General features: G+C 69.6%; 24 protein-coding genes. 17 read left to right on the top strand and 7 right to left on the bottom strand.

Features of this window, described 5'->3' with window-relative positions; all coding sequences use genetic code 11:
• Positions 1–33: 33 nt before the first annotated feature.
• Both O5M90_RS26285 and O5M90_RS26280 read left to right on the top strand, forming a co-directional pair.
• Entirely contained in the window at positions 34–2,250 is a 2,217-nt protein-coding gene (locus O5M90_RS26285; RefSeq protein ID WP_269840966.1) for a patatin-like phospholipase family protein, read from the top strand.
• Between the two features lie 92 nt (positions 2,251–2,342).
• On the top strand, positions 2,343–2,600 hold the full coding sequence (locus O5M90_RS26280) for a hypothetical protein (RefSeq protein ID WP_440402467.1): 258 nt from the start codon (positions 2,343–2,345) through the stop codon (positions 2,598–2,600).
• On the opposite strand, the gene O5M90_RS26275 is transcribed toward O5M90_RS26280, so the two are convergent.
• Complete coding sequence (locus O5M90_RS26275) at positions 2,581–3,312, bottom strand: helix-turn-helix domain-containing protein (protein WP_269840968.1); 732 nt, start codon at positions 3,310–3,312, stop codon at positions 2,581–2,583. The genes O5M90_RS26280 and O5M90_RS26275 overlap by 20 nt on opposite strands.
• A gap of 178 nt (positions 3,313–3,490) precedes the next feature.
• Here O5M90_RS26275 and O5M90_RS26270 point away from each other — a divergent pair, with 178 nt between their 5' ends.
• Positions 3,491–4,090, top strand: a complete 600-nt coding sequence (locus tag O5M90_RS26270) for a porin family protein (RefSeq protein ID WP_137943210.1) — start codon at positions 3,491–3,493, stop codon at positions 4,088–4,090.
• 62 nt (positions 4,091–4,152) lie between these two features.
• On the opposite strand, the gene map is transcribed toward O5M90_RS26270, so the two are convergent.
• The 4 genes from map to O5M90_RS26250 are packed head-to-tail and all read right to left on the bottom strand — an operon-like array spanning position 4,153 to position 8,090.
• Positions 4,153–4,899 (bottom strand): type I methionyl aminopeptidase, encoded by a 747-nt coding sequence (gene map / locus O5M90_RS26265; RefSeq protein ID WP_269840969.1) that lies wholly within the window; start codon positions 4,897–4,899, stop codon positions 4,153–4,155.
• Complete coding sequence (gene ispD / locus O5M90_RS26260; RefSeq protein ID WP_269840970.1) at positions 4,896–5,600, bottom strand: 2-C-methyl-D-erythritol 4-phosphate cytidylyltransferase; 705 nt, start codon at positions 5,598–5,600, stop codon at positions 4,896–4,898. Before ispD ends, map begins: the two co-directional genes overlap by 4 nt.
• A gap of 22 nt (positions 5,601–5,622) precedes the next feature.
• Positions 5,623–6,564, bottom strand: a complete 942-nt coding sequence (locus tag O5M90_RS26255) for a bestrophin family protein (RefSeq protein WP_269840971.1) — start codon at positions 6,562–6,564, stop codon at positions 5,623–5,625.
• On the bottom strand, positions 6,561–8,090 hold the full coding sequence (locus O5M90_RS26250; RefSeq protein WP_137943214.1) for an acetyl-CoA hydrolase/transferase family protein: 1,530 nt from the start codon (positions 8,088–8,090) through the stop codon (positions 6,561–6,563). The genes O5M90_RS26255 and O5M90_RS26250 overlap by 4 nt, the downstream gene beginning before the upstream one ends.
• An 84-nt stretch (positions 8,091–8,174) precedes the next feature.
• Between O5M90_RS26250 and O5M90_RS26245 the strand changes: the two genes are divergently transcribed.
• Together O5M90_RS26245 and O5M90_RS26240 are read left to right on the top strand one after the other, a co-directional pair.
• On the top strand, positions 8,175–9,299 hold the full coding sequence (locus tag O5M90_RS26245) for an RNA methyltransferase (RefSeq protein ID WP_269840972.1): 1,125 nt from the start codon (positions 8,175–8,177) through the stop codon (positions 9,297–9,299).
• Positions 9,259–11,061 (top strand): glutamine--tRNA ligase/YqeY domain fusion protein, encoded by a 1,803-nt coding sequence (locus tag O5M90_RS26240; RefSeq protein WP_269840973.1) that lies wholly within the window; start codon positions 9,259–9,261, stop codon positions 11,059–11,061. The genes O5M90_RS26245 and O5M90_RS26240 overlap by 41 nt, the downstream gene beginning before the upstream one ends.
• Here O5M90_RS26240 and O5M90_RS26235 read toward each other — a convergent pair.
• Both O5M90_RS26235 and dbpA read right to left on the bottom strand, forming a co-directional pair.
• A complete protein-coding gene (locus O5M90_RS26235; RefSeq protein ID WP_269840974.1) occupies positions 11,030–11,248 on the bottom strand; it encodes a hypothetical protein in 219 nt (72 codons plus the stop codon). The two genes, O5M90_RS26240 and O5M90_RS26235, sit on opposite strands and share 32 nt — an antisense overlap.
• Before the next feature lie 126 nt (positions 11,249–11,374).
• Positions 11,375–12,796 carry an ATP-dependent RNA helicase DbpA gene (dbpA, locus tag O5M90_RS26230; RefSeq protein WP_262973832.1) on the bottom strand — a complete coding sequence of 474 codons (1,422 nt, stop codon included), beginning with the start codon at positions 12,794–12,796 and terminating at the stop codon, positions 11,375–11,377.
• Positions 12,797–12,948: 152 nt separating this feature from the next.
• Between dbpA and O5M90_RS26225 the strand changes: the two genes are divergently transcribed.
• The 12 genes from O5M90_RS26225 to O5M90_RS26170 all read left to right on the top strand — a co-directional run bounded on the left by O5M90_RS26225 (position 12,949) and on the right by O5M90_RS26170 (position 26,747).
• Positions 12,949–14,217, top strand: coding sequence for an efflux RND transporter periplasmic adaptor subunit (locus O5M90_RS26225; RefSeq protein WP_269840975.1), 1,269 nt, complete (start codon positions 12,949–12,951; stop codon positions 14,215–14,217).
• A gap of 13 nt (positions 14,218–14,230) precedes the next feature.
• Positions 14,231–14,932 carry an ABC transporter ATP-binding protein gene (locus O5M90_RS26220; protein WP_269840976.1) on the top strand — a complete coding sequence of 234 codons (702 nt, stop codon included), beginning with the start codon at positions 14,231–14,233 and terminating at the stop codon, positions 14,930–14,932.
• A complete protein-coding gene (locus tag O5M90_RS26215; RefSeq protein ID WP_269840977.1) occupies positions 14,922–16,229 on the top strand; it encodes a TolC family outer membrane protein in 1,308 nt (435 codons plus the stop codon). Before O5M90_RS26220 ends, O5M90_RS26215 begins: the two co-directional genes overlap by 11 nt.
• 11 nt (positions 16,230–16,240) lie before the next feature.
• Entirely contained in the window at positions 16,241–17,554 is a 1,314-nt protein-coding gene (locus O5M90_RS26210) for an ABC transporter permease (RefSeq protein WP_269840978.1), read from the top strand.
• Entirely contained in the window at positions 17,554–18,789 is a 1,236-nt protein-coding gene (locus O5M90_RS26205; RefSeq protein ID WP_269840979.1) for an ABC transporter permease, read from the top strand. The genes O5M90_RS26210 and O5M90_RS26205 overlap by 1 nt, the downstream gene beginning before the upstream one ends.
• A gap of 11 nt (positions 18,790–18,800) precedes the next feature.
• Positions 18,801–20,132 (top strand): sigma-54-dependent transcriptional regulator, encoded by a 1,332-nt coding sequence (locus O5M90_RS26200; protein ID WP_440402466.1) that lies wholly within the window; start codon positions 18,801–18,803, stop codon positions 20,130–20,132.
• A 10-nt stretch (positions 20,133–20,142) separates the two neighbouring features.
• Positions 20,143–21,513 carry a sensor histidine kinase gene (locus O5M90_RS26195; protein ID WP_269840981.1) on the top strand — a complete coding sequence of 457 codons (1,371 nt, stop codon included), beginning with the start codon at positions 20,143–20,145 and terminating at the stop codon, positions 21,511–21,513.
• 191 nt (positions 21,514–21,704) lie between these two features.
• Positions 21,705–22,274 (top strand): class I SAM-dependent methyltransferase, encoded by a 570-nt coding sequence (locus O5M90_RS26190; RefSeq protein WP_269840982.1) that lies wholly within the window; start codon positions 21,705–21,707, stop codon positions 22,272–22,274.
• Positions 22,275–22,401: 127 nt separating this feature from the next.
• Positions 22,402–23,688: an alpha/beta hydrolase family protein gene (locus O5M90_RS26185; protein WP_269840983.1), complete on the top strand. Its 1,287-nt coding sequence runs from the start codon at positions 22,402–22,404 to the stop codon at positions 23,686–23,688.
• A 4-nt stretch (positions 23,689–23,692) separates the two neighbouring features.
• The gene (locus tag O5M90_RS26180) at positions 23,693–24,223 is read left to right on the top strand and encodes a GNAT family N-acetyltransferase (protein WP_269840984.1); all 531 of its coding nucleotides are present in this window, start codon (positions 23,693–23,695) and stop codon (positions 24,221–24,223) included.
• A gap of 68 nt (positions 24,224–24,291) precedes the next feature.
• Positions 24,292–25,230 carry an ornithine cyclodeaminase family protein gene (locus O5M90_RS26175; protein WP_269841100.1) on the top strand — a complete coding sequence of 313 codons (939 nt, stop codon included), beginning with the start codon at positions 24,292–24,294 and terminating at the stop codon, positions 25,228–25,230.
• The gene (locus O5M90_RS26170; RefSeq protein WP_269840985.1) at positions 25,227–26,747 is read left to right on the top strand and encodes an MFS transporter; all 1,521 of its coding nucleotides are present in this window, start codon (positions 25,227–25,229) and stop codon (positions 26,745–26,747) included. Before O5M90_RS26175 ends, O5M90_RS26170 begins: the two co-directional genes overlap by 4 nt.

The raw sequence follows: 26,747 nt of genomic DNA, 5'->3' as shown, positions 1-26,747 counted from the left end.
CCCGGCCTCGGCTAACAAAGAATCCAAACGTCCATGCCCCTCCAGGCTCTGCTCTGCTGTGCGTTGATGCTGCTGTTGCCGGTATCGACCCTGGCCACACCTGCAACGACCGAACGGCCGCGCATCGGCCTGGTCTTGTCCGGCGGCGGTGCGCGCGGCATGGCCCATATCGGCGTGCTGCGGGCGCTCGAGCGGCTGCGCGTGCCGGTGGATCTGATCGTCGGCACCAGCATGGGCGCGGTGGTCGGGGGTGCCTATGCCTCGGGCCGCAGCGTCGAGGAACTCGAAGCCTTTGTGCACGGCGCCGACTGGGATGCCATCCTGGCCGACCGGCCGCAGCGCCGTTCGCTGAGCTTCACGCGACGCGAGGAAGACCTCGCCGTGCCCTCGCGCATCGAGCTGAACGTGGGCCTGCAAGGCGCCAGCCTGCCGCCGGCGGCCGCCGGCAATAGCGCGCTGGAGCATGCGCTGGAGCAGCTGGTGACCGGCGCGCGTGCCGAGCTGCCCAGCAGCCGCCTGGCCCTGCCCTTTCGCGCGCTGGCCACCGATCTGCTCAGCGGCGAGCTGCAGCAGATGGCCGACACGCCGCTCTTCCTCGCGCTGCGGGCCTCGATGGCGGTGCCCGGGGTGTTCGCCCCGGTGCGTATCCAGGGCCGGCCCCTGGTCGACGGCGGCCTGGTGCGCAATCTGGGCGTGGACATCGCCCGCAGCATGGGCGCCGACATCATCATCGCGGTCAATGTCGGCTCGCCGCTGCTGGAGGAGCGCGAGCTGAGCAGCGCCATCGGCGTGGCCAACCAGATGATCCAGATCCTGACCGAGCAGAACGTCGCGCGCTCGCTGAAAGAGCTGCGGGCCAACGATGTGCTGATCGACCCCCAGCTTGATGGCATCGGCTTCATGGACTTCAGCCGCCGCGAGCTGGCGCTGGAGGCCGGTGAGCGCTCGACCCTGGCCACGCAGGAACGGCTGGCGGCGCTGGCGCTCAGCGAGGCCGACTATGCCGACTACCGGCGCGCCCGGCTGCAACAGGCCGCGCCGGTGCTGGCGGCCGACGACGCGCTGCCGCTGGGCGAGCTGCGCATCGAGGGCACGCGGCGCACCCAGGTGCCGGCGCTGAAGGGCCAGCTGCAGCATCTGCTGGGCCTGGCGCCGGGCACACCGGTGACCCAGGCCCAGGCCGAGCAGGCGGCAACCGCGCTCTATGGCAGCGGCGAGTTCGAGCGCGTCGATGCACAAAGCGTCGAGCGCGAGGGGCGGCGCGATATCACGCTGCGGGTCAGCGAGGCCGACTGGGCCTTCAGCCGCCTGCGCCTGGGCCTGGATCTCTACAGCAATTTCGATGACACCAACCGCTTTTCCGTTGTCGCGATGCACCACCTCGGCTGGCTCAACCGCTGGGGCGCCGAGCTGCGCAGCACGCTGCGCCTGGGCGCGCGCCGCGAGCTGAGCACCGAGCTGATGCAGCCGCTGGGCGCGGGCTCGCCCTGGTTTGTCGCGCCCGCCCTGCGCTCCGAGAGCAGCGATGCCGATCTGTTCCAGGAGGGCCGGCGCATCGGCCGCTATGCCTACAGCAGCAGCCGCAACGAGGTGGCGCTGGGCCGGCGCCTGGGCAACTGGGGCGATGTGCGCCTGGGCTTTGGCGGCCTGAGCAACCGCGTGCGCATGCTGGTGCCCGAGGATCTCTTGCAGGGCCAGCAGCGCCAGCGCTTTGGCACCGTCTATGGCCAGCTGCGCGTCGACAGCCTGGACTCGGTCGCCTTCCCCAGCCGCGGCCAGCTGCTGGACCTGCGCCTGGACCTGCTGCACTCGGACGTGGAAGGGGGCTCGATGCAGCTGGGCCTGGCGGCGATGAGCGCCTTCCAGTGGCGCGCCTGGGCCGGCCATGTCTATCTGGAGCTGGCGCACGGCAGCTATGGCAGCGATCGCAGCCTGGGTGGTTTTCTGCGCCTGTCGGGCAGCCCGGATGCCTCGCTGCAGGGCCAGAACATCGCGCTGGCCCGGCTGGTGATGGCCAAGCGGATCGGCCAGATGCCGCTGGGCCTGGGCCAGGCCGTGCGGGCTGGCTTCTCGCTGGAGGCCGGTGGGGGCGTGCAGCGCGGCCAGATCGTCGGCCCCGGCGACCTGAAGATGGCCGCCAGCGGCTTTCTGGCCGTCGACACCCGCTTCGGCCCCTTCTACTTCGCGCTGGGCCATACCCGCGAAGGCCCCAGCGCGGTCTACCTCTTCCTCGGCCCGGTGTTCCGCTAGGGTTCGGGCGGCGCTACCGCCGGCAGCAAAAGACGACACCTTGGCTGCCGCTGTGGCATTCAGGCGTCAGGCCGACAACACTCGGCCCCGCCATGACACTGACCAAGCTGCTCCTCCCCCCCGCCCGCTGGCCGGCCACACTGCGGCTGCGCCGCCGCCATGGCCTGCTGCTCAGCGGGGCCTTGCTGACGCTGATGGCCTGCAGCAGCGCCGAGCGCGCGGGCCAACTGCCCTGTCTGAAAGCGCAGCTGGGCCGCTTCAGCGCCAAGCTCGTGCTGAGCTGGCATTGCAAGGCCGACAGCGCACCGGCTCGCCCCAGCGTCCCCAGGCTCAGCGCCGCATCGCGGTGAACTGCGAGAACTCCCAGGAGCGCAGCCCCAGCAGCAAGGTGTAGCCGTCGCGCAGCGCCGGCTGCAGGCGCTGGTCGTCTTGATGCAGGCGCGCCAGCTCGGCGGCCAGCTGCTGGATCTTCTGCACCAGCTCCTGTGCGCTTGGGTCGGACAGCCGGCCGTGCACGCACAACATGGTCTCTCCGGGCCCGTCGAAGCGGCCGGCGAAATAGTCGCCGACCACATGCTGGCGCATCAGCTGCTGGACCGGCCCGTCGGGCAGCCAGCGGAACGCGCGCGAGACGCGCAGCCGGTAGCGGTTCAGCGGCTTCAGCTCGATCAGCGCGAGCCGGTCCAGCTTGAGCAGATAGCCGATGCACTCGGCCTCGCTGATCGCATAGGTCTCGATGATCTGCTCCAGGGTCCAATGCCCGAGGCAACAGGTCGCCACCATCAGCAGCTTGGCATCGGCCACCAGCGCCCGCTCCTGGGCCAGGGTCAGCGTGTCGGACTGCGGCGCCGCATCGGCCGCCTGGCGCAACACATCCTCCAGCGCCACGCCGATCACCTTGCAGACCTGGGCCAGGCGCGACAAGCTCATATCGCCTTGCGAGAACATGCGCTTGATGCTGGACTCGCTGAGATCGAGCCGCTCGGCCAGGCCGCGATAAGTCATATTGGCCGCGCGCATTTCACTGCGCAGCACCTGCAACAACAGCTCCGGACTGCTCATCTCCACCCTCCCCGCCCTGGTCTTGCATGGGCACAAGTATCGTTTTTCGCCACACAGCGGACCGAACTATGCCACTTGCCAGAGTCAACTGGCAGTTTCCCGGAGCCCCGAGGACACTGCGTTCCGTCGTGAACCCGCAGCGGGTCACAGGCAGAACAAACCCAAGGAGTAGTGCCCCATGAAATCCCCCGTTCGCTATGCTTTCGCCGCCTTCGCCACAGCCACCGCCTTGCTGGCCGCCGGCGCCGCCTCGGCCCAGTCGTCCAGCAACACCGGCCCGAGCATGTATGCCGGCGCCAGCCTCGGCCTGTCCAACAAGTACGACATCGGCTGCCAGACCGGCGTCAAGTGCGACAAGACCGCCAAGACCGGCGGCAAGATCTTCGGCGGCTATATGTTCGACGAGACCTTCGGCGTCGAGGCGATGGGCTTTGGCATCAAGAGCGGCATCGGCAGCCTGAAGAACCAGGCCAATGTGCTGGTGCCCGGCTCGGTCAATCTGCGCGGCCTGGGCGTCAGCGGTGTGGCCGCCTACAACGCCGGCCCCTTCGCACTGAAGGGCCGTCTGGGCGTGGCCTACACCCAGGCGAAGTCCTACGCGGGTGCCACGAGCAAGAAATCCAGCATGCAGCCGCTGATCGGCGCCGGCGTCAGCTATGCGCTGACCGAGCAGATCGCGCTGAATGCCGATTGGGACCGCATCTCGGCCAAGTACGGCAGCAACAAGGTCAAGACCCACGCCGATATGTTCTCGGTGGGCCTGAGCTACAAGTTCTGAGCCTGCGCTGAGTGCAAGTCAAACGCCCCGCATGCGGGGCGTTTCTCATCGTGTGCTGAGCGTCAGTGACGGGTCACGACCAGCGGCGCGGCGCGGGTCACGATCAGGGTGTGCTCGAACTGGGCCGACAGATTGCCCTTGATGCCCGACAGGGTCCAGCCATCGGCCTGCTCGTCGACCATCGTGCTCTTGGTCGACAGAAAGGGCTCGATCGTGATCACCATGCCCTCGGTCAGCACGCGGGTGTCGCTGGCGTCAAAGTAGCCGGGGATGTACTTGGGCTCCTCATGCAGCGAGCGGCCGACGCCGTGGCTGCACAGGTTCTCGATGATCTTGAAGCGGTGGGCCTTGGCCACGCGCTCGATCGCATGGCCGATGCGGTTGAGCCTGGCGCCGTGGCGCACCTCCTTCAGCGCCTGCTCCAGCGCATAGCGGGCGGCGAACACCAGCTGGGTCTTGGTCGGCGTGGTCGGCGGCACGACACGGGTGCCGCCGGTGTCGGCGAAGTAGCCGCCCAGCTCGGCCGAGACATCGATATTGACGACATCGCCCTTGGCGATCACCCGCTCACCGGGAATGCCGTGCGCGGCCTGCTCGTTGATGCTGATGCAGGTGGCGCCGGGGAAGTTGTAGCTGGTGGCCGGGGCCGACCTGGCGCCGAACTCGGCCAGCCACAGCGCGCCCATCTCGTCGAGCTCACGGGTCGTGATGCCCGGCTTGATCGCATCGAGCATGCGGTTCAGCACGCTGGAGACGGCATGGCCGGCGGCCTTCAGGCCGGCGATATCGGCGTCGGTTTCTACGGTCATGCTCGGGTCCTTAACAGGCGTTCGGCCAGGGCGAAATCCGCCGGCCAGGTGACTTTGAAATTCTCCATCGGGCTCTCGACCAACAGCGGCTGGTGGCCCAGCGCCTCGATGGCACTGGCCTCATCGGTGATGCCCTCGCCGCCGCCGGCCAGCGCCGGTTTCAGCAGGCCCAGGCGGAACATCTGCGGCGTCTGCGCGGCCCATTTGGCGCTGCGGTCCACCGTGTTCATCACGCGGCCGTGGCTGCTCTGCTTCAGAGTGTCGGCCAGCGGCATCGCCAGCAGGCCTCCGACCTCGTCGTCGGTACAGGCCGCGATCAAGGCCTCGACCCACTCGGGCCGCAGCAGGCAGCGCGCCGCGTCATGCACCAGCACCCAGTCATGCGCCTGGGCGCCGCGCGCAAGCAGCTCATCCAGACCGTTGGCAACGCTCTCGGCCCGGCTCGCGCCGCCGCAGCGCGCCACCCAGCCGTCGAAGCCCGGCACCGCAGCCTCGAACTGATCATCCTCGGGCGACAGCACCACCAGCGTGGCGGCAAGACCTGACACTTTGGCCAGCGCCTCCAAGGTATGGGCCATCATCGCCCGCCCCGCCAGCGGCACATACTGCTTCGGGCCGTCGGCGCCCGAGCGCGCGCCGACGCCGGCGGCCGGCACCAGCGCAAAGCAGCGCGGCTGCAGTCCTATTGCGTAATTGCTCATCGCGGCATTTTAAGCGGGGGGCTCACATCAAGCAGTAATCGACCGGCTGCAGCGCCGGCGGCGGCGCGGTATCGCCCAGGGCCTGGCGCATATCGATCTCGATGCTGCGGCAGATCGCGTCCAGCGGCAGGTCGTTGGACAGCAGGCCGAACGGTTCCTCGATCTCGTCGCCCAGCGCATCCAGGCCGAAGAAGGTGTAGGCCACGATGGCGACGACGAAGGGCGTCATCGGGCCGATGCTGTCGACCAGGCCGAAGGGCAGCAGAAAACAGTAGAGGTAGGCGGTGCGGTGCAGCAGCAGGCTGTAGGAAAAAGGCAGCGGCGAGCTCTTGATGCGCTCGCAGGCCGCGCCGGCGGCCGTGATCGCCGACAGCGTGGCATCGAGTTGGGCCGCCCGCACGCTGTCCACCAGCCCCTGCTCGCGGGCCTGCTTCAGGTCGGCCCCCATGGCCAGCATCAGCGCGGCGGATTTATTGACCGCCGGGGTCAGGGCTTGCCATTCAGCCGGCCGCAGCCAGGCCTGCACCTCGCCGGCGTGGTCCTGCGTGCCGCGCAGCTGGTGCTTCAGCGCCTGGGCAAAGGCGATGGCGCGCAGGATCAAGCGGGTCCGCACATCATCCAGCTGGCCCAGCGTCGGCTGACCCGGCAGATCGATCAGGCTGAGCGCCTGGCGGGCCAGGTTGCGGCTGCGCAGCAGCAGGTCGCCCCAGAGCTTGCGCGCCTCCCAGTAGCGGTCGTAGCAGGCGTTGTTGCGAAAGCCCAGGAAGATCGCCAGCGGCAGGCCCATCAAGGTGAACGGGATCGTCGTGACGATGACCTTGTGCTCGAAGAAGATGCCGTGCGTGACCGTCACCAGCACCGCCAGCGCGATATTGGCCAGCAGCGGGCCGCGGATCTGCTTCAGGATGGAGCCGCGCAGCACGAAGAACAGGCGCAGGCCCGAGGGGCGGTCGCGAACAATCATGGGGCGTCGGTGCGCATCGTGCCCTGGCGCAGATAGCGCGTGTGCCAGGCAAAGGCCTCATCCAGCAGATGCGGTGTGTGCAGGCCCGGAGCACCGGCGCGAGCGCGCGCCACATAGTCGCGCAGCGCGGGACGGTAGTCGGGATGGGCGCAGCGCTCGATCACCAGGGTCGCCCGCTCCTTGGGCGACAGGCCGCGCAGATCGGCCAGGCCGTGCTCGGTGACGATGATCTGCACATCGTGCTCGGTGTGGTCCACATGCGAGACCATGGGCACGATGCAGGAGATTGCGCCGTCCTTGGCGGTGGACGGCGTCATAAAGATGGACAGATAGGCGTTGCGGGCAAAGTCGCCCGAGCCGCCGATGCCGTTCATGATGCTGCTGCCCATGATGTGGGTGGAGTTGACATTGCCGTAGATGTCGGCTTCTATCATCGCGTTCATCGCGATCAGGCCCAGACGCCGTATCAGCTCGGGGTGATTGCTGATCTCCTGCGGACGCAAGAGGATGCGCGAGCGGTAGAACTCGATATGGGCTTCAAACTCGGCCGCTGCGGCCGGGCTCAGCGACAACGCGGTGGCCGAGGCAAAGCTCAGCTTGCCCGAGCGCAGCATTGCCAGCATGCCGTCCTGCAGCACCTCGGTATAGGCCGTCAGTCCCTCGAACGGCCCCGCGTTGAGCCCGTCCAGCACCGCATTGGCGATATTGCCGACGCCCGACTGCAGCGGCAGCAGGGCCGGCGTCAGCCGCCCGCGCTGGACCTCCTGCTGCAGGAACTCGATCAGATGGCCGGCGATCGAGCGCGAGACCGCATCGGGCTCGGCGAAGACGCTGTTGCGGTCGCCCTGCCCGGTCTCGACCACGGCCACCACCTTGCTCAGATCGCAGCGCAACCAGGGCTCGCCGATGCGGTCGCTGACCTGGGTCAGCGGGATCGGCACCCGGTGCGGCGGCCGCTCGGTGCCGTAATAGATGTCGTGCATGCCCTCCAGCGCGGCCGGCTGGCGGTGGTTGACCTCGAGGATGATCTTGTCGGCCTGGTCCAGCCAGGTCTTGTTATTGCCCACCGAGGTGGACGGGATCAAGCGGCCGTCCGGCAGGATGCCGGCCACCTCGATCACCGCGACGTCCAGCTTGCCGAAGAAGCCGAACCAGACGTACTGGGCCACATGACTCAGATGGATGTCGGTGTACTCCATCTCGCCGGCATTGATGCGCTTGCGGCTGGTCGGGTCGGACTGGTAGGGCAGGCGCATCTCGACGCCGTTGACCTTGGCCAGCGCGCCATCGAGCTCGGGCGCGGTCGAAGCGCCGGTCCACAGGCCGATGCGGAACTCCCGCCCGGCCGCGTTCTCGGCGGCGATGCGCGCGGCCAGCGCCTGCGGCACGGCCTTGGGGTAGCCGGCACCGGTGAAGCCGCTCATGCCCACATGGGCACCGGCCGGTATCAGCGCGGCGGCGGCCTCGGCCGACATCAGGCGCTGTAGCAGCAGCGGATTCTGGATACGAGAGACAGACAAAGGCATGGAGGACAATCGGGCAGCGGCGGCAATGCCGCGCAGCTTAGCCCAATCCCAGGGTTAACACTGATTTTCCTGGCAATCCTCGCGATGCGCATTCAAGACATTCAACACCGCCTGCACACCCTGGGCGCCAAGCCGCCTCATGTGCAGCGGCTGCTGCGGCACTGGGTGCAGGCCCTGCCACTGGACCAGGGCCGGCGCGCCATCGAGGACTTCCTGCCGCTGACGGTGCGCGAGGCCCTGCCGGCGCTGATGGCTGAGTTGCAGGGCCTGGCCAGGCTGCGCTCCAGCCACCCCGGCGAGGACGGTTCGGCCCGGCTGCTGGTCGATCTCGTCGATGGGCAGATGGTCGAGAGCGTGCTGCTGCCGCGCGACGGACTCTGTGTGTCCTCCCAGGTCGGCTGCGCGGTCGGCTGCCAGTTCTGCATGACCGGGCGCGACGGCCTAATCCGCCAGGTGACGAGCGGCGAGATCGTCGCCCAGGTGGCGCTGGCGCGCACGCTGCGACCGGTCAAGAAGGTGGTCTTCATGGGCATGGGCGAGCCGGCCCACAACCTCGACAACGTCATCGAGGCGATCGAGCTGCTGGGCACGGCCGGCAATATCGGCCACAAGAACCTGGTGTTCTCGACCGTCGGCGACCCGCGCGTGTTCGAGCGCCTGCTCGAAGGCCCGGTCAAGCCGGCGCTGGCGCTGAGCCTGCACACCAGCAAAGCCGCGCTGCGTGAGCAGCTGCTGCCGCGCGCGCCGCGGCTGACGCCGCAGCAGCTGGTCGAGGCCGGCGAGGCCTATGCCCGCGCCAGCGGCTATCCGATCCAGTACCAGTGGACCCTGCTGGACGGCATCAACGACGGCGAGGACGAGCTGGACGGCATCGTCGCGCTGCTGAAGGGCAAGTTCGGCCTGCTGAACATGATTCCCTACAACAGCGTGCCCGAGCTGCCCTTCACCCGCCCCAGCTGGGACAAGGCCCGGGACATCGCCCGGCGCCTGCATCAGCGCGGCGTGCTGACCAAATTGCGCGATTCGGCCGGCCAGGATGTCGACGGGGGCTGCGGGCAGCTGCGCGCCCGCGCCGAGAAGCCGTTACGCCGCCAGATCGCGCTCCTTCCTGCCGATAAAATCGCCAACCAATCACACCAACCCCGACAGCGCCAGCCGCTGCCTCCCGATGTCCCAGCCGACGAACGACGAAGCTCTGAAACCCCATAACTTCCTGCGCGCCATCATCGAGCGCGATCTCGAAGGCCAGGGCCAGATGCAGGGTGAGCGCCGTTTTGCCGGCAGCCCGGGCGATGCGCAGCACCACGGCGCCGGCCCGCTGGACCCGGCCAAGATCCGCACCCGCTTCCCGCCCGAGCCCAACGGCTATCTGCACGTCGGCCATGCCAAGGCCATCTGCCTGAATTTCGGTCTGGCGCGCGACTATGGCGGCATCTGCCATCTGCGCTTCGACGACACCAACCCGGAGAAGGAAGAGCAGGAATACGTCGACGCGATCAAGGAGATGGTGGCCTGGCTGGGCTGGAGCTGGGATGCCGAGTCCGAGGGCAAGACCACCTCGCACCTGTTCTACGCCAGCAATTACTTTGACTTCATGTACCGCGCGGCCGAGCACCTGATCACGGCCGGCGACGCCTATGTCGATGAGCAGACGCCGGAGCAGATGCGCGCGAACCGCGGCGACTTCACCACGCCCGGCACCAACAGCCCCTTCCGCGACCGCTCGCCCGCAGAAAACCTGGCGCGTTTTCGCGAGATGCGCGACGGCAAGCATCCGGACGGCGCGATGGTGCTACGCGCCAAGATCGATATGGCCTCGCCCAATATCAATCTGCGCGACCCGGCGCTGTACCGCATCCGCCGCGCCACCCACCACAACACCGGCGACACCTGGTGCATCTACCCGATGTACACCTACGCCCACCCGATCGAGGACGCGCTGGAGCGCATCACCCACTCGATCTGCACCTTGGAGTTCGAGGACCAGCGGCCCTTCTACGACTGGCTGCTCGAGCACCTGGCCGACGGCGGCCTCTTGGCCCGGCCGCTGCCCCGCCAATACGAGTTCGGCCGCCTGAACCTCAGCTATGTGGTCACAAGCAAGCGCAAGCTGCGCCAGCTGGTCGAGGAAGGCCATGTGACCGGCTGGGACGACCCGCGCATGCCGACCCTGGTGGGCATGCGCCGACGCGGCTACACGCCCGAGAGCATCCGCGCGATGGTGGACGGCTCCGGCACCACCAAGACCAATAGCTGGCTGGACTACTCCGTGCTGGACGGCTATCTGCGCGCCGATCTGGAAGGCAAGGCAGCGCGCGCCAGCGTGGTGCTGGAGCCGCTCAAGCTGAAGCTGACCAACTTCGCCGAGATCTTCGGCTCGCTGGAACACCGCGAACCTTGCCACGCCCCGGCCCACCCGCATCTGCCCGAGCTGGGCCAGCGCGACTTCAGCTTCGGCCCCGAGCTGTGGGTCGAGCGCGAGGACTTCATGGAGGTGCCCAGCAAGGGCTACCACCGCCTGTTCCCGGGCAACAAGACGCGGCTCAAGTACGGCTATGTGGTCGAGTGCACGGGCTGCGAGAAGGATGCGGACGGCAACATCACCGCCGTGCTGGCCAGCATCGTGCCCGACACCAAGAGCGGCACGCCGGGCGCCGATGCGATCAAGGTCAAGGGCGTGATCACCTGGGTCGGCGCCCACGAGGCCGTTGCGGCCGAGGTGCGGCTGTACGACCGCCTGTTCACCGTGCCGCAGCCGGGCGCGGGCGATATCGACTTCATCACCGAGATCAACCCGAACAGCTGCAAGATCGTCCAGGCCTATCTGGAGCCCTCACTGGCCGCAGTGCCGGCCGGCACCCACTTCCAGTTCGAGCGCCACGGCTACTTCATCGCCGACTCGGTCGACCACCAAGCCGACAAGCCGGTCTTCAACAAGGTCACCGGGCTGCGGGACGGCTGGGGCAAGTAAGAAGCACGGCGGGAGTCGCGTACTCCCGCCCGATCACGGTGCGGGCAAACAGATAGTTGGTCAGCGCCCGCGGGCTCAGCTGGTCCAGCGCCACATTGCCGCGCTCATCGCAGGGAAAGGCCAAGGCCTTGCCGGTGTCGAAAAGTGACTGGAAACGCAGTTCGAAGGGGCTGCGTGAGCTGTCCATGATGGGCTCCTGAGGCGTTGCACGGATCAAGCCTAGGCGGCCCTACGCGGACTGCGCGTGCAAAGGTCTCGTTTCAGCGCCCCGACTCCTGCGATCGGGGGATGAAACGCCAGCTATTCACGCCGCTTACAGCTCGGCCAGGTCCGCCATGCGCCGCACCTTGACCTTGCGGCCCTTGAGCTTGCCGTTGGACAGGCGCACGACCGCCTCGCGGGCGATGCTGCGCTCGACCGCCACATAGCTGTGGAACTCGGTCACATTGATCTTGCCAATCTGCTCGAAGGCATAGCCGGCCTCGCCGGTCAGCGCGCCGACGATGTCGCCGGGGCGGATCTTGTCCTTGCGGCCACCGAGGATCTGCAGGGTCTCCATCGGCGGTTGCATCACAGGGCCGGGCGTGGGCGTCAGCGTATCCAGCGACTGCCAGCTCGACTCCTTGCCCAGCATCTGCTCGATGCGGCCGATGCGGCCCATCTCATCCAGGCTGGCCAGGGTCAGCGCCAGCCCTTCGGCGCCGGCGCGGCCGGTGCGGCCGATGCGGTGCACATGGACCTCGGCATCGGGCGTGGTATCGACATTGATCACGCATTCCAGCTGGGCAATGTCAAGGCCACGCGCCGCCACATCAGTGGCCACCAGCACCGAGCAGCTCTTGTTGGCGAACTGGATCAGCACCTGGTCGCGATCGCGCTGCTCCAGATCGCCGTGCAGAGCCATCGCGACAAAGCCCTGGCCTTGCAGCACATCGACCAGGTCGCGGCACTGCGCCTTGGTATTGCAGAAGGCGATCGTGCTGGCCGGGCGGAAATGGTTCAGCAGCAGCGACACCGCATGCAGGCGCTCGCTCTCGGCCACCTCATAGGCCAGCTGGCGGATCTGCGCCGGGGCCCGGGTCACATCGGTGGCCCCGAGCTTCACTTCCTTGGGCTCGCGCATGAACTGCCGGCTCAGCTCGACGATGGCTTCCGGATAGGTGGCCGAGAACAGCAGGGTCTGGCGGGTCTTGGGCGCCTGCTTGGCGATGGTCTTGATGTCGTCGATGAAGCCCATGTCCAGCATGCGGTCGGCCTCGTCGAGCACCAGGGTGTTCAGCTTGCCCAGGCTCAGGCTGCCGCGCTCCAGATGGTCCATCACCCGGCCCGGCGTGCCCACCGCGATATGGCAGCCAAAGCCCAGGCTGTCCATCTGGGGCTTCATCGGCGAGCCGCCGCACAACGTCAGGATCTTGATATTGTCGGCCGCGCGCGCCAGGCGGCGGATCTCCTGCGTCACCTGATCGGCCAGCTCGCGGGTCGGGCACAGCACCAGGGTCTGCACGCGCAGGTCGGCCGCGTCCAGCCGATGCAGCAGCGACAGCGCGAAGGCGGCGGTCTTGCCGCTGCCGGTCTGGGCCTGGGCGATCACGTCCTGGCCGGCCAGGGCCAGCGGCAGGCTGGCGGCCTGAATCGGGGTCATCTGGGTGTAGCCGAGCTGGGCCAGATTGGCCTGCATCGCGGGGCTCAGCGGCAGCTGGGCAAAAGAGAGCTTGTCGTTTTGGGGGGCGTTCATCGACCGATTATCCCCTGCCCGACTGTCCGCCGGCCGTCCGGACAGCTGTCCGCGGACACCGAAGCGGCCAACACCCCGCGCATTAAGTCATTGATTTTCAATAATTTTCCCGTCCATCGGGGGCAGGCACGGGCTTTGCAATCAAGAGCGGCATGATCCGCGACACCTCCGCCCAAGACCGTCCCCTGCCAAGCCGCTCGGGCCGACGCCGCCTGCTGATGCTGGCCTTGCCCTTGATCGCCCTGGCGACGGCCGTGGCCGTCTGGCCTTCGGTGCAGCGCCTGGCCGCCGGCCAGGCCTCGGTCAGCCTGTCGCGCCTGACCGTGGCCACCGTGACCTTGGGGCCGCTGGTGCGCGATGTGGCCGGCGAGGGCCGGGTCGTCGCGGCCAACAGCCCGACGCTCTATGCCCCGCAGGCCGGCAGCCTGAGCCTGGAGGTGCGCGCCGGCGACGGCGTCAAGCGCGGCCAGCTGCTCGGCCGCATCGCCAGCCCCGAGCTGAGTGCCCGCCTGGCCCAGGAGCAAAGCAATGCCGACGCGATGCGTACCGAGCTGCTGCGCGCCGAGGTCCAGGCCCGCCAGCAGCGCGCCGCGCTGCAAAGCGCCTGGGAGAACGCCAAGATCGACCGGCAGACGGCGCAGAACCATCTGGCCCGCCAGACCCAGGCCTTCGAGGCCGGCGCCACCGCCGGCATGCAGGTCGAGCAGGCGCGCGACGCGCTGGAGAAGGCGCGTATCACGCTGGCCCAGGCCGAGTCCGGCCTCGGCCTGAGCGAGGCCAGCCTGAAGTTCGATGTCCAGGCCAGGCGCCAGGCGCTGGAGCGCCAGAACCTGCTGGTGCAGGACCTGCGGCGCCAGCTCGCCGAGCTGGAGCTGCGCTCGCCGGTGGACGGCCAGGTGGGCCAGCTGCTGGTGGCGCAGCGGGCCCAGGTGGCGCGCGACGCGCCGCTGCTGACCGTGGTCGACCTTTCGGCGCTGGAGCTGCAGATGCAGGTGGGCGAGAGCTTTGCCCGCGAGCTGGCGATCGGCATGCCCGGCGATATCAGCGGCAATGGTCGCAGCTGGCGCGGCCGGGTCAACAGCATCTCGCCCGAGGTGGTCAACGGCGAGGTCGCGGCGCGGCTGCGCTTTGACGGCGAGGCGCCGGAGCAGCTGCGCCAGAACCAGCGCCTGTCGGTGCGCGTGCTGCTGGACAAGCGCGAGCAGGTGCTCGGCGTCGCGCGCGGCAGCTTTGCCGACGAGGCCGGCGGCACCCATGCCTATGTGCTGCGCGAGGGCGTGGCCGAGAAGGTGGCGGTGCGCCTGGGCGCGCGCAGCCTCGACAAGATCGAGATCCTGGCCGGCCTGAAGGCAGGCGACCGGGTCGTGATTGCCGGTGCCGACGCCTTCCAGGGCGCGGACCGGGTGACGATTGCCAACTGAAGGGACACAAGAAATGCTCAAGATGACCGGCCTGGCCAAGGTCTACCGCACCGAAATGGTCGAGACCTATGCGCTGCGCGACTTCAATCTGACCGTCAAGGAGGGCGAGTTCGTCGCCGTCACAGGCCCCTCGGGCTCGGGCAAGACCACCTTCCTGACCATTGCCGGCCTGCTGGAAGCGCACAGCAGCGGCCGCTACGAGCTCGACGGCGTCGACGTCAGCGGCCTCGGCGACGCCCAGCGCTCACGCCTGCGCAACGAGAAGATCGGCTTCATCTTCCAGGCCTTCAACCTGATCGGCGACCTCAATGTGGCCGACAACATCGAGGTGCCGCTGCGCTACCGCGGCTTCAACAGCGCCGAGCGGGCCCTGCGGGTGCGCGACTCGCTGGAGCGGGTCGGCCTGGCCTCGCGGGCCCGCCACTACCCGGCCGAGCTGTCGGGCGGCCAGCAGCAGCGCGTCGCGATCGCCCGAGCGCTGGCCGGCGGCCCGCGCCTGCTGCTGGCCGACGAGCCGACCGGCAACCTCGACAGCCAGATGGCGCGCAGCGTGATGGAGCTGCTGGAGGAGCTGCACCGCGAAGGCGCCACCATCGTGATGGTCACCCACGATCCCCAGCTGGCCGCCCGCGCCCAGCGCAATGTGCATGTGATCGACGGCCAGGTGGTCGACATCACGAGCGATCTGTCGACCCTGGAACGTCATGCGGCCTAAGACAGCAACGCTACTGCTGATGATGCTGGCGCTGCTGCCAGGTCTTGCCGGGGCGGCCGAGGATCTGCTGCAGGCCTATGCCCAGGCCCGCACCAGCGACCCGGTGCTGGCCGCCGCCGAGGCCGCGCGCGGCGGCGCCCGCGAGGAGCTCGGCCAGGCGCGCGCGCCGCTGCTGCCGCAATGGACGCTGGCGTGGACCCAGGAGCACCAGCGCCTGGCGGGCAGCAGCGAGCAGCGCTCGCGCGAGCTGCAGCACCGCATCAGCCAGGTGCTGCTGGACTTCTCCCGCATGGCCCGGCTGCGCTCGGCCCAGGCGCGCGACGAGGGCCAGCAGGCCCTGCTGCAGGCGGCCCGGCAGGCCCTGCTGGTGCGGGTGGCCCAGGCTTACTTCGGAGTGCTGAGCGCCAGCGACGCGCTGGCCACCGTGCAGGCCAATGAAGACGCCTTCGCCCGCCAGGTCCAGCAGGCCCAGGCCCGCTTCGCGGCCGGCCTGGGCGCCCAGGTCGATATCGAACAGGCCCGCACCTACCACGCGCTGGCCCGCGCCAACACCGTGGCCGCGCGCAAGGCCCTGCTCGACGCCCGCGAAGCCCTGGCCGAGATCACAGGCAGCCCGACCGGCTCTCTCAAGCCCCTGAGTCAGGACCTGGCTGCGCTGCCGCCCGAGGCGGCCGAGCGCGACACCTGGGTGACGCAGGCGCTGCGCGACAACCCGGCGCTGCGCGCCGAGCAACTGGCCCTGTCCGCCAGCGAGCAGGCGCTGGACGCGGCCCGCGCCGCCCATCTGCCGACCCTGAGCCTGGCGCTGGAGAGCGGCCGCCACTGGCCGCCGACCGCGGGCGCCGGCTCGGGCGCCGGTGCGGGCAGAAGCGACACCACGCTGGGCCTGAGCCTGAGCCTGCCGCTGTTCGCCGGCGGCGCCACCGAAGCACAGCGCCGCCAGGCCGCCTACCAGCGCGACGGCGCCCGCGAGGCGCTGGAGCAGCGCCGCCGCCGCGTGGTGCGCGAGACGCTGGCGCAGTTCGACGCGGTGCAGCTGGGCGCCGCCCAGCTGGACAGCACCCGCAGCGCGGTCGAGGCCGCCGGCCGGGCCCTGGCCGCCACCCAGACCGGCCAGGAGCTGGGCACCCGCAGCATGACCGATCTGCTGCTGGCGATCCAGAACCAGGCCGCCGCCCAGGGCGCTTACTCCCAGGCCCGCCACCAGTATGTGCTGGCCCGTCTGCAACTCCGGCAGGCGGCCGGCGCCATCGACGAAACCCACTTGGCAGCGGTCAACGCGCTGCTGCAGGAGTGAAGGAAAACACCATGTTCAGCTACTACCTCTCCCTGGCGCTGCGCAGCTTCAGGCGCAGCAAAGCCCTCAGCGCGCTGATGGTGATCGCGATCGCGCTGGGCGTCGGCGCCTGCATGACCACCTTGACCGTGTTCCGCGTGCTGGCCGGCGACCCGATCCCGCACAAGAGCGCGCGGCTCTTCAATGTGCAGCTCGATGCCGAGAGCATGCGCGACTACACACCCGGCGAAGAGCCCGGCCTGCAGCTGACCCGCTTCGATGCCGAGGCCCTGCTGCGCGAGGCGCGCGGCGTGCACCAGGTGATGATGAGCGGCGGCGATGTGGCGCTGGACCCGGCCGGCTCGGGCCGCCCCGAGCAGACCCCGTTCAACGTGCGCGCGCGCTGGGCCAGCAGCGATTTCTTCGCGATGTTCGAGCCGCGCTTTCTGCAGGGCCAGGGCTGGAGCGCCGCCGATGACAGCGCCCAGGCCCGCGTCGCGGTGATCTCGCGCGAGCTCAGCGAGCGCCTGTTCGGCAGCAGCATGAGCGTCGGCAAGCTGCTGCGCATCGGCGACAAGGACCTGACCATCGTCGGCGTGCTCGACAGCTGGCGCCCGGCGCCTCACTTCTTCGACCTGACGCTGGGCGCCTACAGCGAGGCGGCCCAGGTCTATGCGCCGTTCCAGACCGCGATGGCGCTGCGCTTCGGCACCTCGGGCAATACCAATTGCTGGGGCAACAGCAGCGTCAACGACCCGCGCGAGCTGAGCGCCCCCTGTGCCTGGGTCCAGTACTGGGTCCAGCTCGACACGGCCGAGCAGCGCGAGGCCTACCGCAGCCACCTGAACCACTACAGCGAACAGCAGCGCAGCGCCGGGCGCTTCGAGCGGCCCGCCAATGCCCGCCTGCTCTCGGTGATGGACTGGCTGCTGGTGCGCAAGGCCGTGCCCAGCGACATCCGGCTGCAGCTGTGGCTGGCCTTTGGTTTCCTGCTGGTCTGCCTGACCAATACCGTCGGCCTGCTGCTGGCCAAATGCCTGCGCCGCAGCGGCGAGATCGGCGTGCGGCGCGCGCTGGGGGCGTCCAAGCGCGCGATCTTCGCGCAGTTCCTGGTCGAGGCCGGCAGCCTGGGTCTGGTCGGCGGTCTGCTGGGCCTGGCGCTGACCTGGGCCGGGCTGTGGGCCGTGCGCCAGGACGGCAGTGCCCATGCCGAGCTGGCCCGCCTCGACCCGGTCATGCTGGCCACGACCCTGGCCCTGGCCCTGCTGGCCAGCCTGATCGCCGGCCTGCTGCCGGCCTGGCGCGCCTGCCAGATCACTCCCGCAATCCAGCTGAAGGCTCAATGATGGATATCCTGCCGATTCTCTCGACGCTGAAGCGCCACAAGACCGCGGCCGGCCTGATCGTGCTGCAGATCGCGCTGACCTGCGCCATCGTCGCCAACGCGCTGTTCCTGATCAACGAGCGCCTGGACCTGATCGGCGCGCCCACCGGCATGGCCGACCAGGAGCTGCTGGTGATCGGCATGGCCGGCGTCGTGCGCGCCGACAATGCCGAGGTGCAGACCCGCAGCGATCTGCGCGCGCTGCGCGACCTGGCCGGCGTCAAGAGCGCCGTTCTGGTCAACCAGATTCCCTTCGGCGCCAGCTCCTACGGCAGTGGCCTGCGCACCACGCCCGATCCCAACAAACGCGGCATCAGCGTCAGCGCCTACAACGCGGGCGAGGGCTGGCTGGAAACCCTGGGCCTGCGCCTGGTCGAGGGCCGCGACTTCGAGCCGGCCGAGTATGCCGATGCCTCGGCGGTATTTCGCGACGACGCCGAGCCCAAGGTGCCGGCCATCATCATCAACCAGCGCCTGGCCACGCGGTTGTTCCCCGGTCGCTCGGCGCTGGGGCAACTGGTCTATCTCTACGGCCCGGATGCGCCGCAGCGCGTCGTGGGCGTGCTGGAGCGGTTGCCCTCGCCCTATCTGCGGGGCCGCGACGAATCGGACCTGCACGCGGTGATGCTGCCGATACGCAGCAGCTACCGCGGCGGCAGCTATGTGCTGCGCGTCGCCCCCGAGCAGCGCGACGCGGTGCTGAAGACCGCGGTCGATACCCTGGTCAAGGGCAGCGTCGGCACCAAGCGGGTCGTGCGCAACCAGCGCAGCCTGGCCGATATGCGCGCCGACTACTACCGCCAGGACCGCTTCATGGTGGGCCTGCTGCTGGCGGTCTGCGCGGCCATGCTGGTGGTGACGGCCTTCGGCATCGTCGGTCTGGCCAGCTTCTGGGTGCAGCAACGCAGCCGCATGATAGGCACGCGTCGCGCCTTGGGCGCCAGCCGGACTCAGATCCTGCGCTACTTCCAGACCGAGAACTTCCTGCTCTCCAGCATAGGCATCACGCTGGGCATGGTGCTGGCCTATGGCATCAATCTGCTCTTGATGACGCAGTACGAGCTGCCGCGCCTGCCGCTGCTCTACCTGCCCATCGGTGCGCTGCTGCTGTGGGCCCTGGGTCAGCTGGCCGTGCTGGGCCCCGCGCGCCGCGCGGCGGCGCTGCCGCCCATGTCGGTGATGCGGGGGCTGAATTAAAGTCCGCCCCAATGCGAACCGTCTTGATCATCGATGACCACCCCGGCGTGGGCGAGGCCCTGGCTCTGCTGCTCTCGCTGCACGACATCCGCGCGCTGGTGGCGCCGGACCCGGCCCAGGGCCTGGCCCTGCTCGAACGCGAGGACGTGGACCTGGTGATACAGGACATGAATTTCCAGGCCGACACCACCTCCGGGCTCGAGGGTCAGGTCTTGTTCAAGGCGCTGCGTGCGGCTCGGCCCGACCTGCCGGTCATATTGCTGACCGCCTGGACCCATCTGGAGAGCGCGGTGGCCCTGGTCAAGGCCGGGGCCGCCGACTACCTGGCCAAGCCCTGGGACGACGCCAAGCTCTTGGCCACGGTGGAGAACCTGCTGGAGCTGGCCGAGAGCAGCCGCGCCCTGCACAGCGGCCGCCGTGAGCGGCGCCGCCGGCACGAGGCGCTGGCCGGGCGCTACCGGCTCGACGGCCTGGTGTTCGCGTCCGATGCGATGCTGCGCTGCCTGGAGCTGGCCTGCCAGGTGGCCCGCTCGGCGGCGCCGGTGCTGATCACCGGCCCCAATGGCAGCGGCAAGGAGCGGGTCGCGGCCATCGTGCATGCGAACTCGGGCCTGACCGGCGCGCCATTTGTCGCGGTCAACTGCGGCGCGCTGCCCGGCGAGCTGATCGAGGCCGAGCTGTTCGGCTCCGAGAGTGGTGCTTTCACCGGCTCGACCCGGGCGCGCGAGGGCCGCTTCGAAGCAGCCGACGGCGGCACGCTGTTTCTCGACGAGATCGGCAACCTGCCGCTGGCCGGCCAGGTCAAGCTTCTGCGCGTGCTCGAGACCGGCCGCTTCGAGCGCCTCGGATCAAGCCGCACGCGCGAGGTCAAGGTGCGCGTGCTCAGCGCCACCAATGCCGATCTGCGCGCGATGGTGCGCGCCGGCAGCTTCCGAGAGGATCTGTACTACCGGCTCAATGTCATCGAGATCGCGCTGCCGGCCCTGGCCGAGCGCGGCGATGACATCCTGCCGCTGGCCGAGCATTTTCTGGCCGGGCGCGCCACGCTCAGCGACGGCGCCCGCGCCGCGCTGCTAGCCCATGCCTGGCCCGGCAATGTGCGCGAGCTGAAGAATGTCATCGAGCGGGCCGCCCTGCTGGCCGACGGGCAGACCGTAGGGCCGGAGCTGCTGGCCCTACCGGCGCCCGCGGCGCACCGCAATCTGGACGAGCCCAGCCGCGAGGCCGTGCAGGCCGCGCTGAACAGCGCCGGCGGCGTGGTCAGCCGCGCGGCCCAGGCGCTGGGCCTGTCGCGCCAGGCCCTGTACCGGCGCATGGAGCGCTACGGCATGGACGCGCCCTGATGTGGCTGAAATGACGCGGCTGAACACCCTGGCCAACCGGCTCACGCTGGGCCTGGTCGCCACGGGCGTGGGCACGCTGGCCCTGCATGCCGGCCTGAGCGTCTGGCCGCTGCCGCAGCTGCTGGCCCTGCTGGGCCAGCCCGCGCTGAGCGCGCCAGCCGCGCTGGCGCTGACCGGCCTGATGCTGCTGCCGCTGGCCTGGTTGATCGCCCATGGGCTCAGCGCGCCGCTGGCGCGCCTGCTGCGAGCGCTCGAGGGCGCGGTGCTGAGCTACCGCGACGGCGAGTTCGGCAGCTCGATCGCCGCCGATGCGCCCGGCGCCAGCGCCGAGATGCAGGCGCTGATGCGCCTGCACCAGGAACTGGGCCACGCGCTGCGCGAGCAGCGCCAGCATCTGGCCCAGCGCGAGCTGCTGCTGGACACGGTGGTGCAGAACACCCCCGTCGCGCTGGTGCTCAGCGATGCCGGCGAGCGCGTGGTCTATGCCAATATCGCCGCCCGCCAGCTGCTGGCCGAAGGCCGCAGCATCCAGGGCGCGGACTTCAGCGCGCTGCTGGCCGAGGCGCCGGCCGCGCTGCGCGAGGCCATGCAGACCCAGCAGGACGGCCTGTTCAGCCTGGAGCTGGACGGCGCCGAGGAGAGCTTCCACCTGTCGCAGCGCGAGTTCCGCCTGCAGGGCCGGCCGCACCGCCTGCGCCTGCTGCGCCGCATGACCCGCGAGCTGTCGCGCCAGGAGGTGGCGAGCTGGAAACGGGTGATACGGGTGATCAGCCACGAGCTGAACAACTCGCTGGCGCCAATCTCCTCGCTGGCCCATAGCGGAGCCGAACTGGCGCGCCGCGGCGGCACCGAGCACCTGGCCCGCCTGCCCGGTGTGTTCGCCAGCATCGGCGACCGCGCCCGCCATCTGCACCAGTTCCTCGATGGCTATGCCCGCTTCGCCAAGCTGCCGGCGCCGCAGCCCGCCGAGGTCGACTGGGCCACCCTGCTGGATCGCCTGGGCGCGCACTACAGCTTCCGCCTGGACGGTGCGCTGCCGCAGCGCCCCGGCCATTTCGACGCGGCGCAAATCGAGCAGGCCCTGATCAACCTGCTGAAGAACGCCCACGAGGCCGGCGGCCCGCCCGAGGCCATCACGCTGGGTGTTGCCCACGAGGGTCAGGACTTGCGCCTGACCGTCTCCGATGGCGGCCCCGGCATGAGCGAGACCGTGCTGAGCCAGGCCCTCTTGCCCTTCTACTCGACCAAGCGCAGCGGCTCCGGCCTGGGCCTGGCCCTGGCCCGCGAGATCGCCGAGGCCCACGGCGGGCGCATCGCGCTGAGCAACCGTCGCGATGGGGGCTTGAGTGTGGTGCTGAGTATGCCGCAGCAGCCGGGCTGATCTCTTGCAAGTCCTGTCAAAGCCCAGCGCCACACCATGAACTTCCTTCAGAATCCGCAATCCCCAGCCGAGCTCGCCGCCCTCGACGCGCTGCTGGCCGACCGGCACAGCGCCTGGTGGGACGGCTTCTACGCCGACCGGGCCCGGCCGGTGCCCTTCTTCGGCAGCGCGCCGGACGAGTGTCTGCATGAATGGCTCGCGGACGGCCTGATCGCGCCGCACGGCACGGCACGGCACTGGATCTGGGTTGCGGCAATGGGCGCAATGCCGTCTTGCTGGCGCGCTCGGGTTTTGCAGACGTCACAGCGGTCGATTATTCGCAGGCGGCGATTTCCTGGGCCACGCAGCGCGCAAGCGAAGCCGGTGTCAGCCTGCGGCTGCAGCAGGCATCGGTCTTCGATCTCGCGCTGGCAACCGGTGGCTACGACCTGGTCTATGACTCGGGCCTGTTCCATCACCTGCCGCCGCACCGCCGGGACAGCTATCTGCAGCTGGTCGCCGCAGCCCTGAAGCCGGGCGGGCACTTCGGCATGGTGTGTTTCCGGCCCGAGGGTGGCAGTGGCCTGTCGGATGCCGAGGTCTATGAGCGCCGCAGCCTGGGCGGCGGGCTCGGCTATAGCGAGCCCGCGCTGCGCGAGATCTGGGACGGCAGCACATTGTTTCGCATCCGCCAGCTGCGCCAGATGAAGCCGCAGCGGCCGGCCGAAAGCGGGCTGTTCGGCGAGGGCTTTCTGTGGGCCATGCTGGCGCAGCGGACATGAGGCCCCGGCCGGTCGACAGGGCCAGGCCCGCTGTTCATCAACCGGGCACCGCACTTCATCGCACCGATGCCCACCGGCCGGCACGAGCCGGCCACACTGGCCTCCCGCATTGACCACCGCCTTAGCCATGACGACCTCCGCCGCCGCCCTGCTGCTGATGAGCAGCCTCGCCGCCCTATCCAGCACGAAGGCGCTGGCCGCCTGCCCGGCCGGCATCTATGGTGAAGCGACGCACGAGCGCGTCGTCGTCACCGACACGCCGCAGGGCGCGACGGCGCAGCGCTATGTCTTTGTCGACGGCCGCAGGGGCGGCGTTGGTGCGGCGGACGCGCTGCTGCGCTGCACGGCCGAGGGGTTGCAGGTGCGTGGCGGCGGCGGCGGCGCCGAGGACTGGCAGACCTGGCCGCGTATCGACTACCGGCAGACGGCGCTGCGCTTCAAGAGCCAGGGCAGCGAGCTCGCCGGCATGCTGATCGAGCCGCCCGATGCCGCCACGACGCGACCGCCGCTGACCGTCCATGTGCATGGCTCGGAGAAGACGGCCGCTTTAGGCTCGGCCTATCCCTATCTGCTGGCCTCGCAAGGCATGTCGGTATTCGTCTACGACAAGCGCGGCACCGGCAGCTCCGAGGGTCAGTACACGCAGAACTTCGAGCTGCTGGCCGAGGACGCGATGGCCGCCGCGGCCGAGGCGCGCCGGCTCGCGGCGGGACGGTATGGCCGCTTCGGCTATGCCGGCTTCAGCCAGGGCGGCTGGGTCGCGCCGCTGGCCGCGCGGCGCAGCGGCGCCGACTATGTGGTGGTGGGTTTCGGCCTGATGCTGTCGCCGCTGGAGGAGGACCGCGACCAGGTGATGGCCGAGCTGCGCGAAGCCGGCTATGGCCCGGCCACGCTGGCCAAGGCGCGCGAGCTGACCGAGGCCACCGGGGCGCTGGTGGCCTCGCACTTCAGCAGCGGCTATCAGCGGCTGGCGACCTTGAAGCGGCGCTATGCGAAGGAGCCCTGGCTGGCCCAGATCAAGGGCGAATTCACCGGCGCGCTGCTGGCCAGCGACGAGGCGACGCTGCGCCGGCTCGGCCCGGCCCTGCACGACAATCTGGGCCTGATCTGGCACTACGACGCGATGCGCGAGCTGCGTGCGCTGCAGGCGCCGCTGCTGTGGATCATGGCCGGGGCCGACCGTGAGGCTCCCGGCGAGGTGACACGCGAGCGCCTGAGCCGGCTCAAGCGCGAGGGTAAGACCATCCATCTCTATCTCTTCCCCGACACCGACCACGGCATGTGGGAGTTCACGCAGGCTGCCGATGGCAGCCGCCGCTACACCCAGGTGACCGAGGGCTATTACCGCCTGATCGGCGACTGGGTGATGGGGCGCCGCTCGGCCCCCTATGGCCGTGGTCAGCAGCTGTTCTGAGCCGATGCGAACCCTCGAAACCGAACTGCTGCGCCTGGAGCCGCAAGTCCGGGCCCATGCGCCCGAGATGTTTGCGCTGCTCTGCGACCCGGCCATCTACGCGCATGAGAATGCGCCGCCAAGCTCGCTGGCCTGGCTGAGCGAGCGCTTTGCCTGGCTGGAGAGTCGGCAGTCGGCGGACGGCCAGCAGCTGTGGCTCAACTGGGTGATACGGCTGCGGCCCAGCGAGGAGCTGGCCGGCTATGTGCAGGCCACCGTCTACTCCGATGGCCGCGCCGCCATCGCCTATGAAATGGCCAGCCGCTTCTGGGGCCGTGGCCTGGCCCATGCGGCGGTCAGCCTGATGCTCGATGAACTGGCCGGGCATTACCGGGTGCGACTGCTGACGGCCGTGCTGAAGAAACCCAATGTCCGCTCGCTGCGCCTGCTGCAGCGCCTGGGCTTCGAGCCCGCCGATGCGGACCTGGGCGCGCTGTGCGGTGTAGAGCCGGACGAATGGGCCATGTGCCGCCCAGCGCCCGGCGCTTCGCGCTGAGGCCGGGCTGCTGACAAATTCAGGCGGGGCCGGGGCGAGAATGCGCCGGCAACCGCAGGACGATGATGATCCAGACCTTTGACGACCATGCCACCCGCCGCGCCCTGGCCTTTGCGCCGCTGATCGCCGCGCTGGAGCGCCTCTTCATCAGCGGCTGCGAGGTGCCTCCCCGCCATGTGCACAGCATCGCCGGTGAGCAGGGTCAGGGCTCGCTGACCACGCTGATCATGCCGGCCTGGCTGCCGGGCCGCTACCTGGGTATCAAGACCGTCAATATCGCGCCGGGCAACACGGCGCTGGGCCTGCCCGGCCTGTTCTCCAGCTATCTGCTGTACGACGCCAGCACCGGCCGGCCGCTGGCCAGCATGGCTGGCGACGAGATCACCTCGCGGCGCACCGCCGCCGCCTCGGCACTGGCGGCATCAAGGCTGGCCCGGCCGGATGCGCGCAGCCTGCTGGTGGTCGGCGCCGGCCGGGTGGCCGCACTGCTGCCCGAGGCCTATCGCGCCGTGCTGCCCAGCATCGAGCGGGTGCGGGTCTGGACGCGCCGGCCCGAGGCGGCGGCAGCCTTGGCCGGGCAGCTCGGCGCGGGCATCGACATTGAAGCGGTGCCGGACCTGGCCCGCGCGGTGGCCGAGGCCGACATCGTCAGCTGCGCCACCCTCGCCACCGAGCCGCTGATACACGGCGAATGGCTGCGCCCCGGCAGCCATCTGGACCTGATCGGCAGCTTCACCCCGGCCATGCGCGAGGCCGACGACGCCTGCTTCGCCGGCGCCTCGCTATGGGTGGACACCGACGAGGCGCTGCGCAAGAGCGGTGATCTGCTGCAGCCGCTGGCCAGCGGCGTCATCGGCGCCACCGATGTACGCGGCGACCTGGCCGCGCTGTGCCGGCTGCGCAGCGGCCGGACCAGCGCCAATGAGCGCACGGTGTTCAAGTCGGTCGGCAGCGCGCTGGAAGACCTGGCCGCCGCGATGCTGGTGTACGAACAAGAAGCGCCATGAACCCCATCGATACCGCTCCCCCCAAAGCCGGCCGCCGCGAATGGACCGGCCTGGCCGTGATCGCCCTGCCCTGCCTGGTCTACTCGATGGATCTGACCGTGCTCAATCTGGCCCTGCCCTCGCTGAGCACCGAGCTCAAACCCTCGGCCTCCGAGCTGCTGTGGATCGTCGACATCTACGGCTTCATGGTGGCGGGCTTTCTGATCACCATGGGCACCTTGGGCGACCGCATCGGCCGGCGCAAGCTGCTCTTGATCGGCGCGGCCGCCTTCGGCCTGGCCTCCATCATCGCGGCCTTCTCGAACAGCACCGCGATGCTGATCGCGATGCGGGCCCTGCTGGGCGTGGCCGGCGCGACCTTGGCGCCATCGACGATGTCGCTGATACGCAATATGTTCCACGACCCGCACGAGCGCCAGTTCGCGATCGGCATCTGGATCGCCAGCTTCTCGGTCGGCGCGGCCATCGGCCCGCTGGTCGGCGGCGTGCTGCTGCAGTTCTTCTGGTGGGGCTCGGTGTTCCTGGTCGCGGTGCCGGTCATGCTGTTGCTGCTGCTGCTGGGCCCCAGCCTGCTGCCCGAGTATCGCGATCCGGACGCCGGGCCGCTGGACCTGCTCAGTGCGGCGCAGTCGCTGCTGGCCGCGCTGAGCCTGGTGCTGGCGCTGAAGTGGACGGCCGAGCATGGCCCCAGCTGGCCGGCGGCCGCGCTGCTGCTGGGCGGGCTGGCCATCGCCTGGGCCTTTGTGCGGCGCCAGCGCCGGCTCAGCTATCCGCTGCTGGACCTGAAGCTGTTCGCGCTGCCGCGCTTCTCGGCCGCGATCACGGCTTACGGCCTCTCCTGCCTGGCGATGATGGGCGTCTATATCTTCATCACCCAGTATCTGCAGCTGGTGCTGGGCCTGGCGCCGCTGCAGGCCGGCCTGGCCACGCTGCCCTGGGCCCTGTCCTTCGTCGCCGGCTCGCTGCTGGCGCCGCGGCTGGCCCGGCACTGGCCGCCGGTGGCCGTGGTGGTGTGGGGTTTGGTGGTCGCGGCGCTGGGCTTCGGCATGGTCGGCCTGGCCAGCGGCGGCCTGCTCTGGCTGATACCGGGCACCATCGTGATGAGCCTGGGGCTGGCACCGGTGTTCACGATAGGCAATGAAATGATCATCAGCTCGGCGCCGCCGGAGCGAGCCGGCGCGGCCTCGGCGATCTCGGAAACCGTTTCGGAGTTCAGTGCCGCGCTCGGCGTGGCGGTGTTCGGCAGCCTGGGCGGCCTCTACTACCGGGCCCAGCTCGCCGGCGCGCTGCCGGCCGGCTTGTCGGCCCGCGAGGGCGAGGCCAGCCTGGCCACGCTGGGCGGCGCCATCGCGGCGGCCGAGGCCCTATCCAGCCAGCACGGCGGCCAGGCCGGCGAGCAGCTGCTGGGCGCGGCCCGGGCCGTCTTCACCGAATCGCTGCAGCTCAGCGCGATGGCCGGCGCGCTGCTGGTGCTGGCGGCCAGCGTGCTGGCGGCGCGCATCTTCAGGGGCAGATAG

It is taken from the genome of Paucibacter sp. M5-1 (assembly GCF_027498415.2).
GTDB lineage: Bacteria > Pseudomonadota > Gammaproteobacteria > Burkholderiales > Burkholderiaceae_C > Roseateles_E.
Note: the sequence above shows the minus strand (reverse complement) of the source record. Positions and strands in the feature narration are given on the sequence as shown.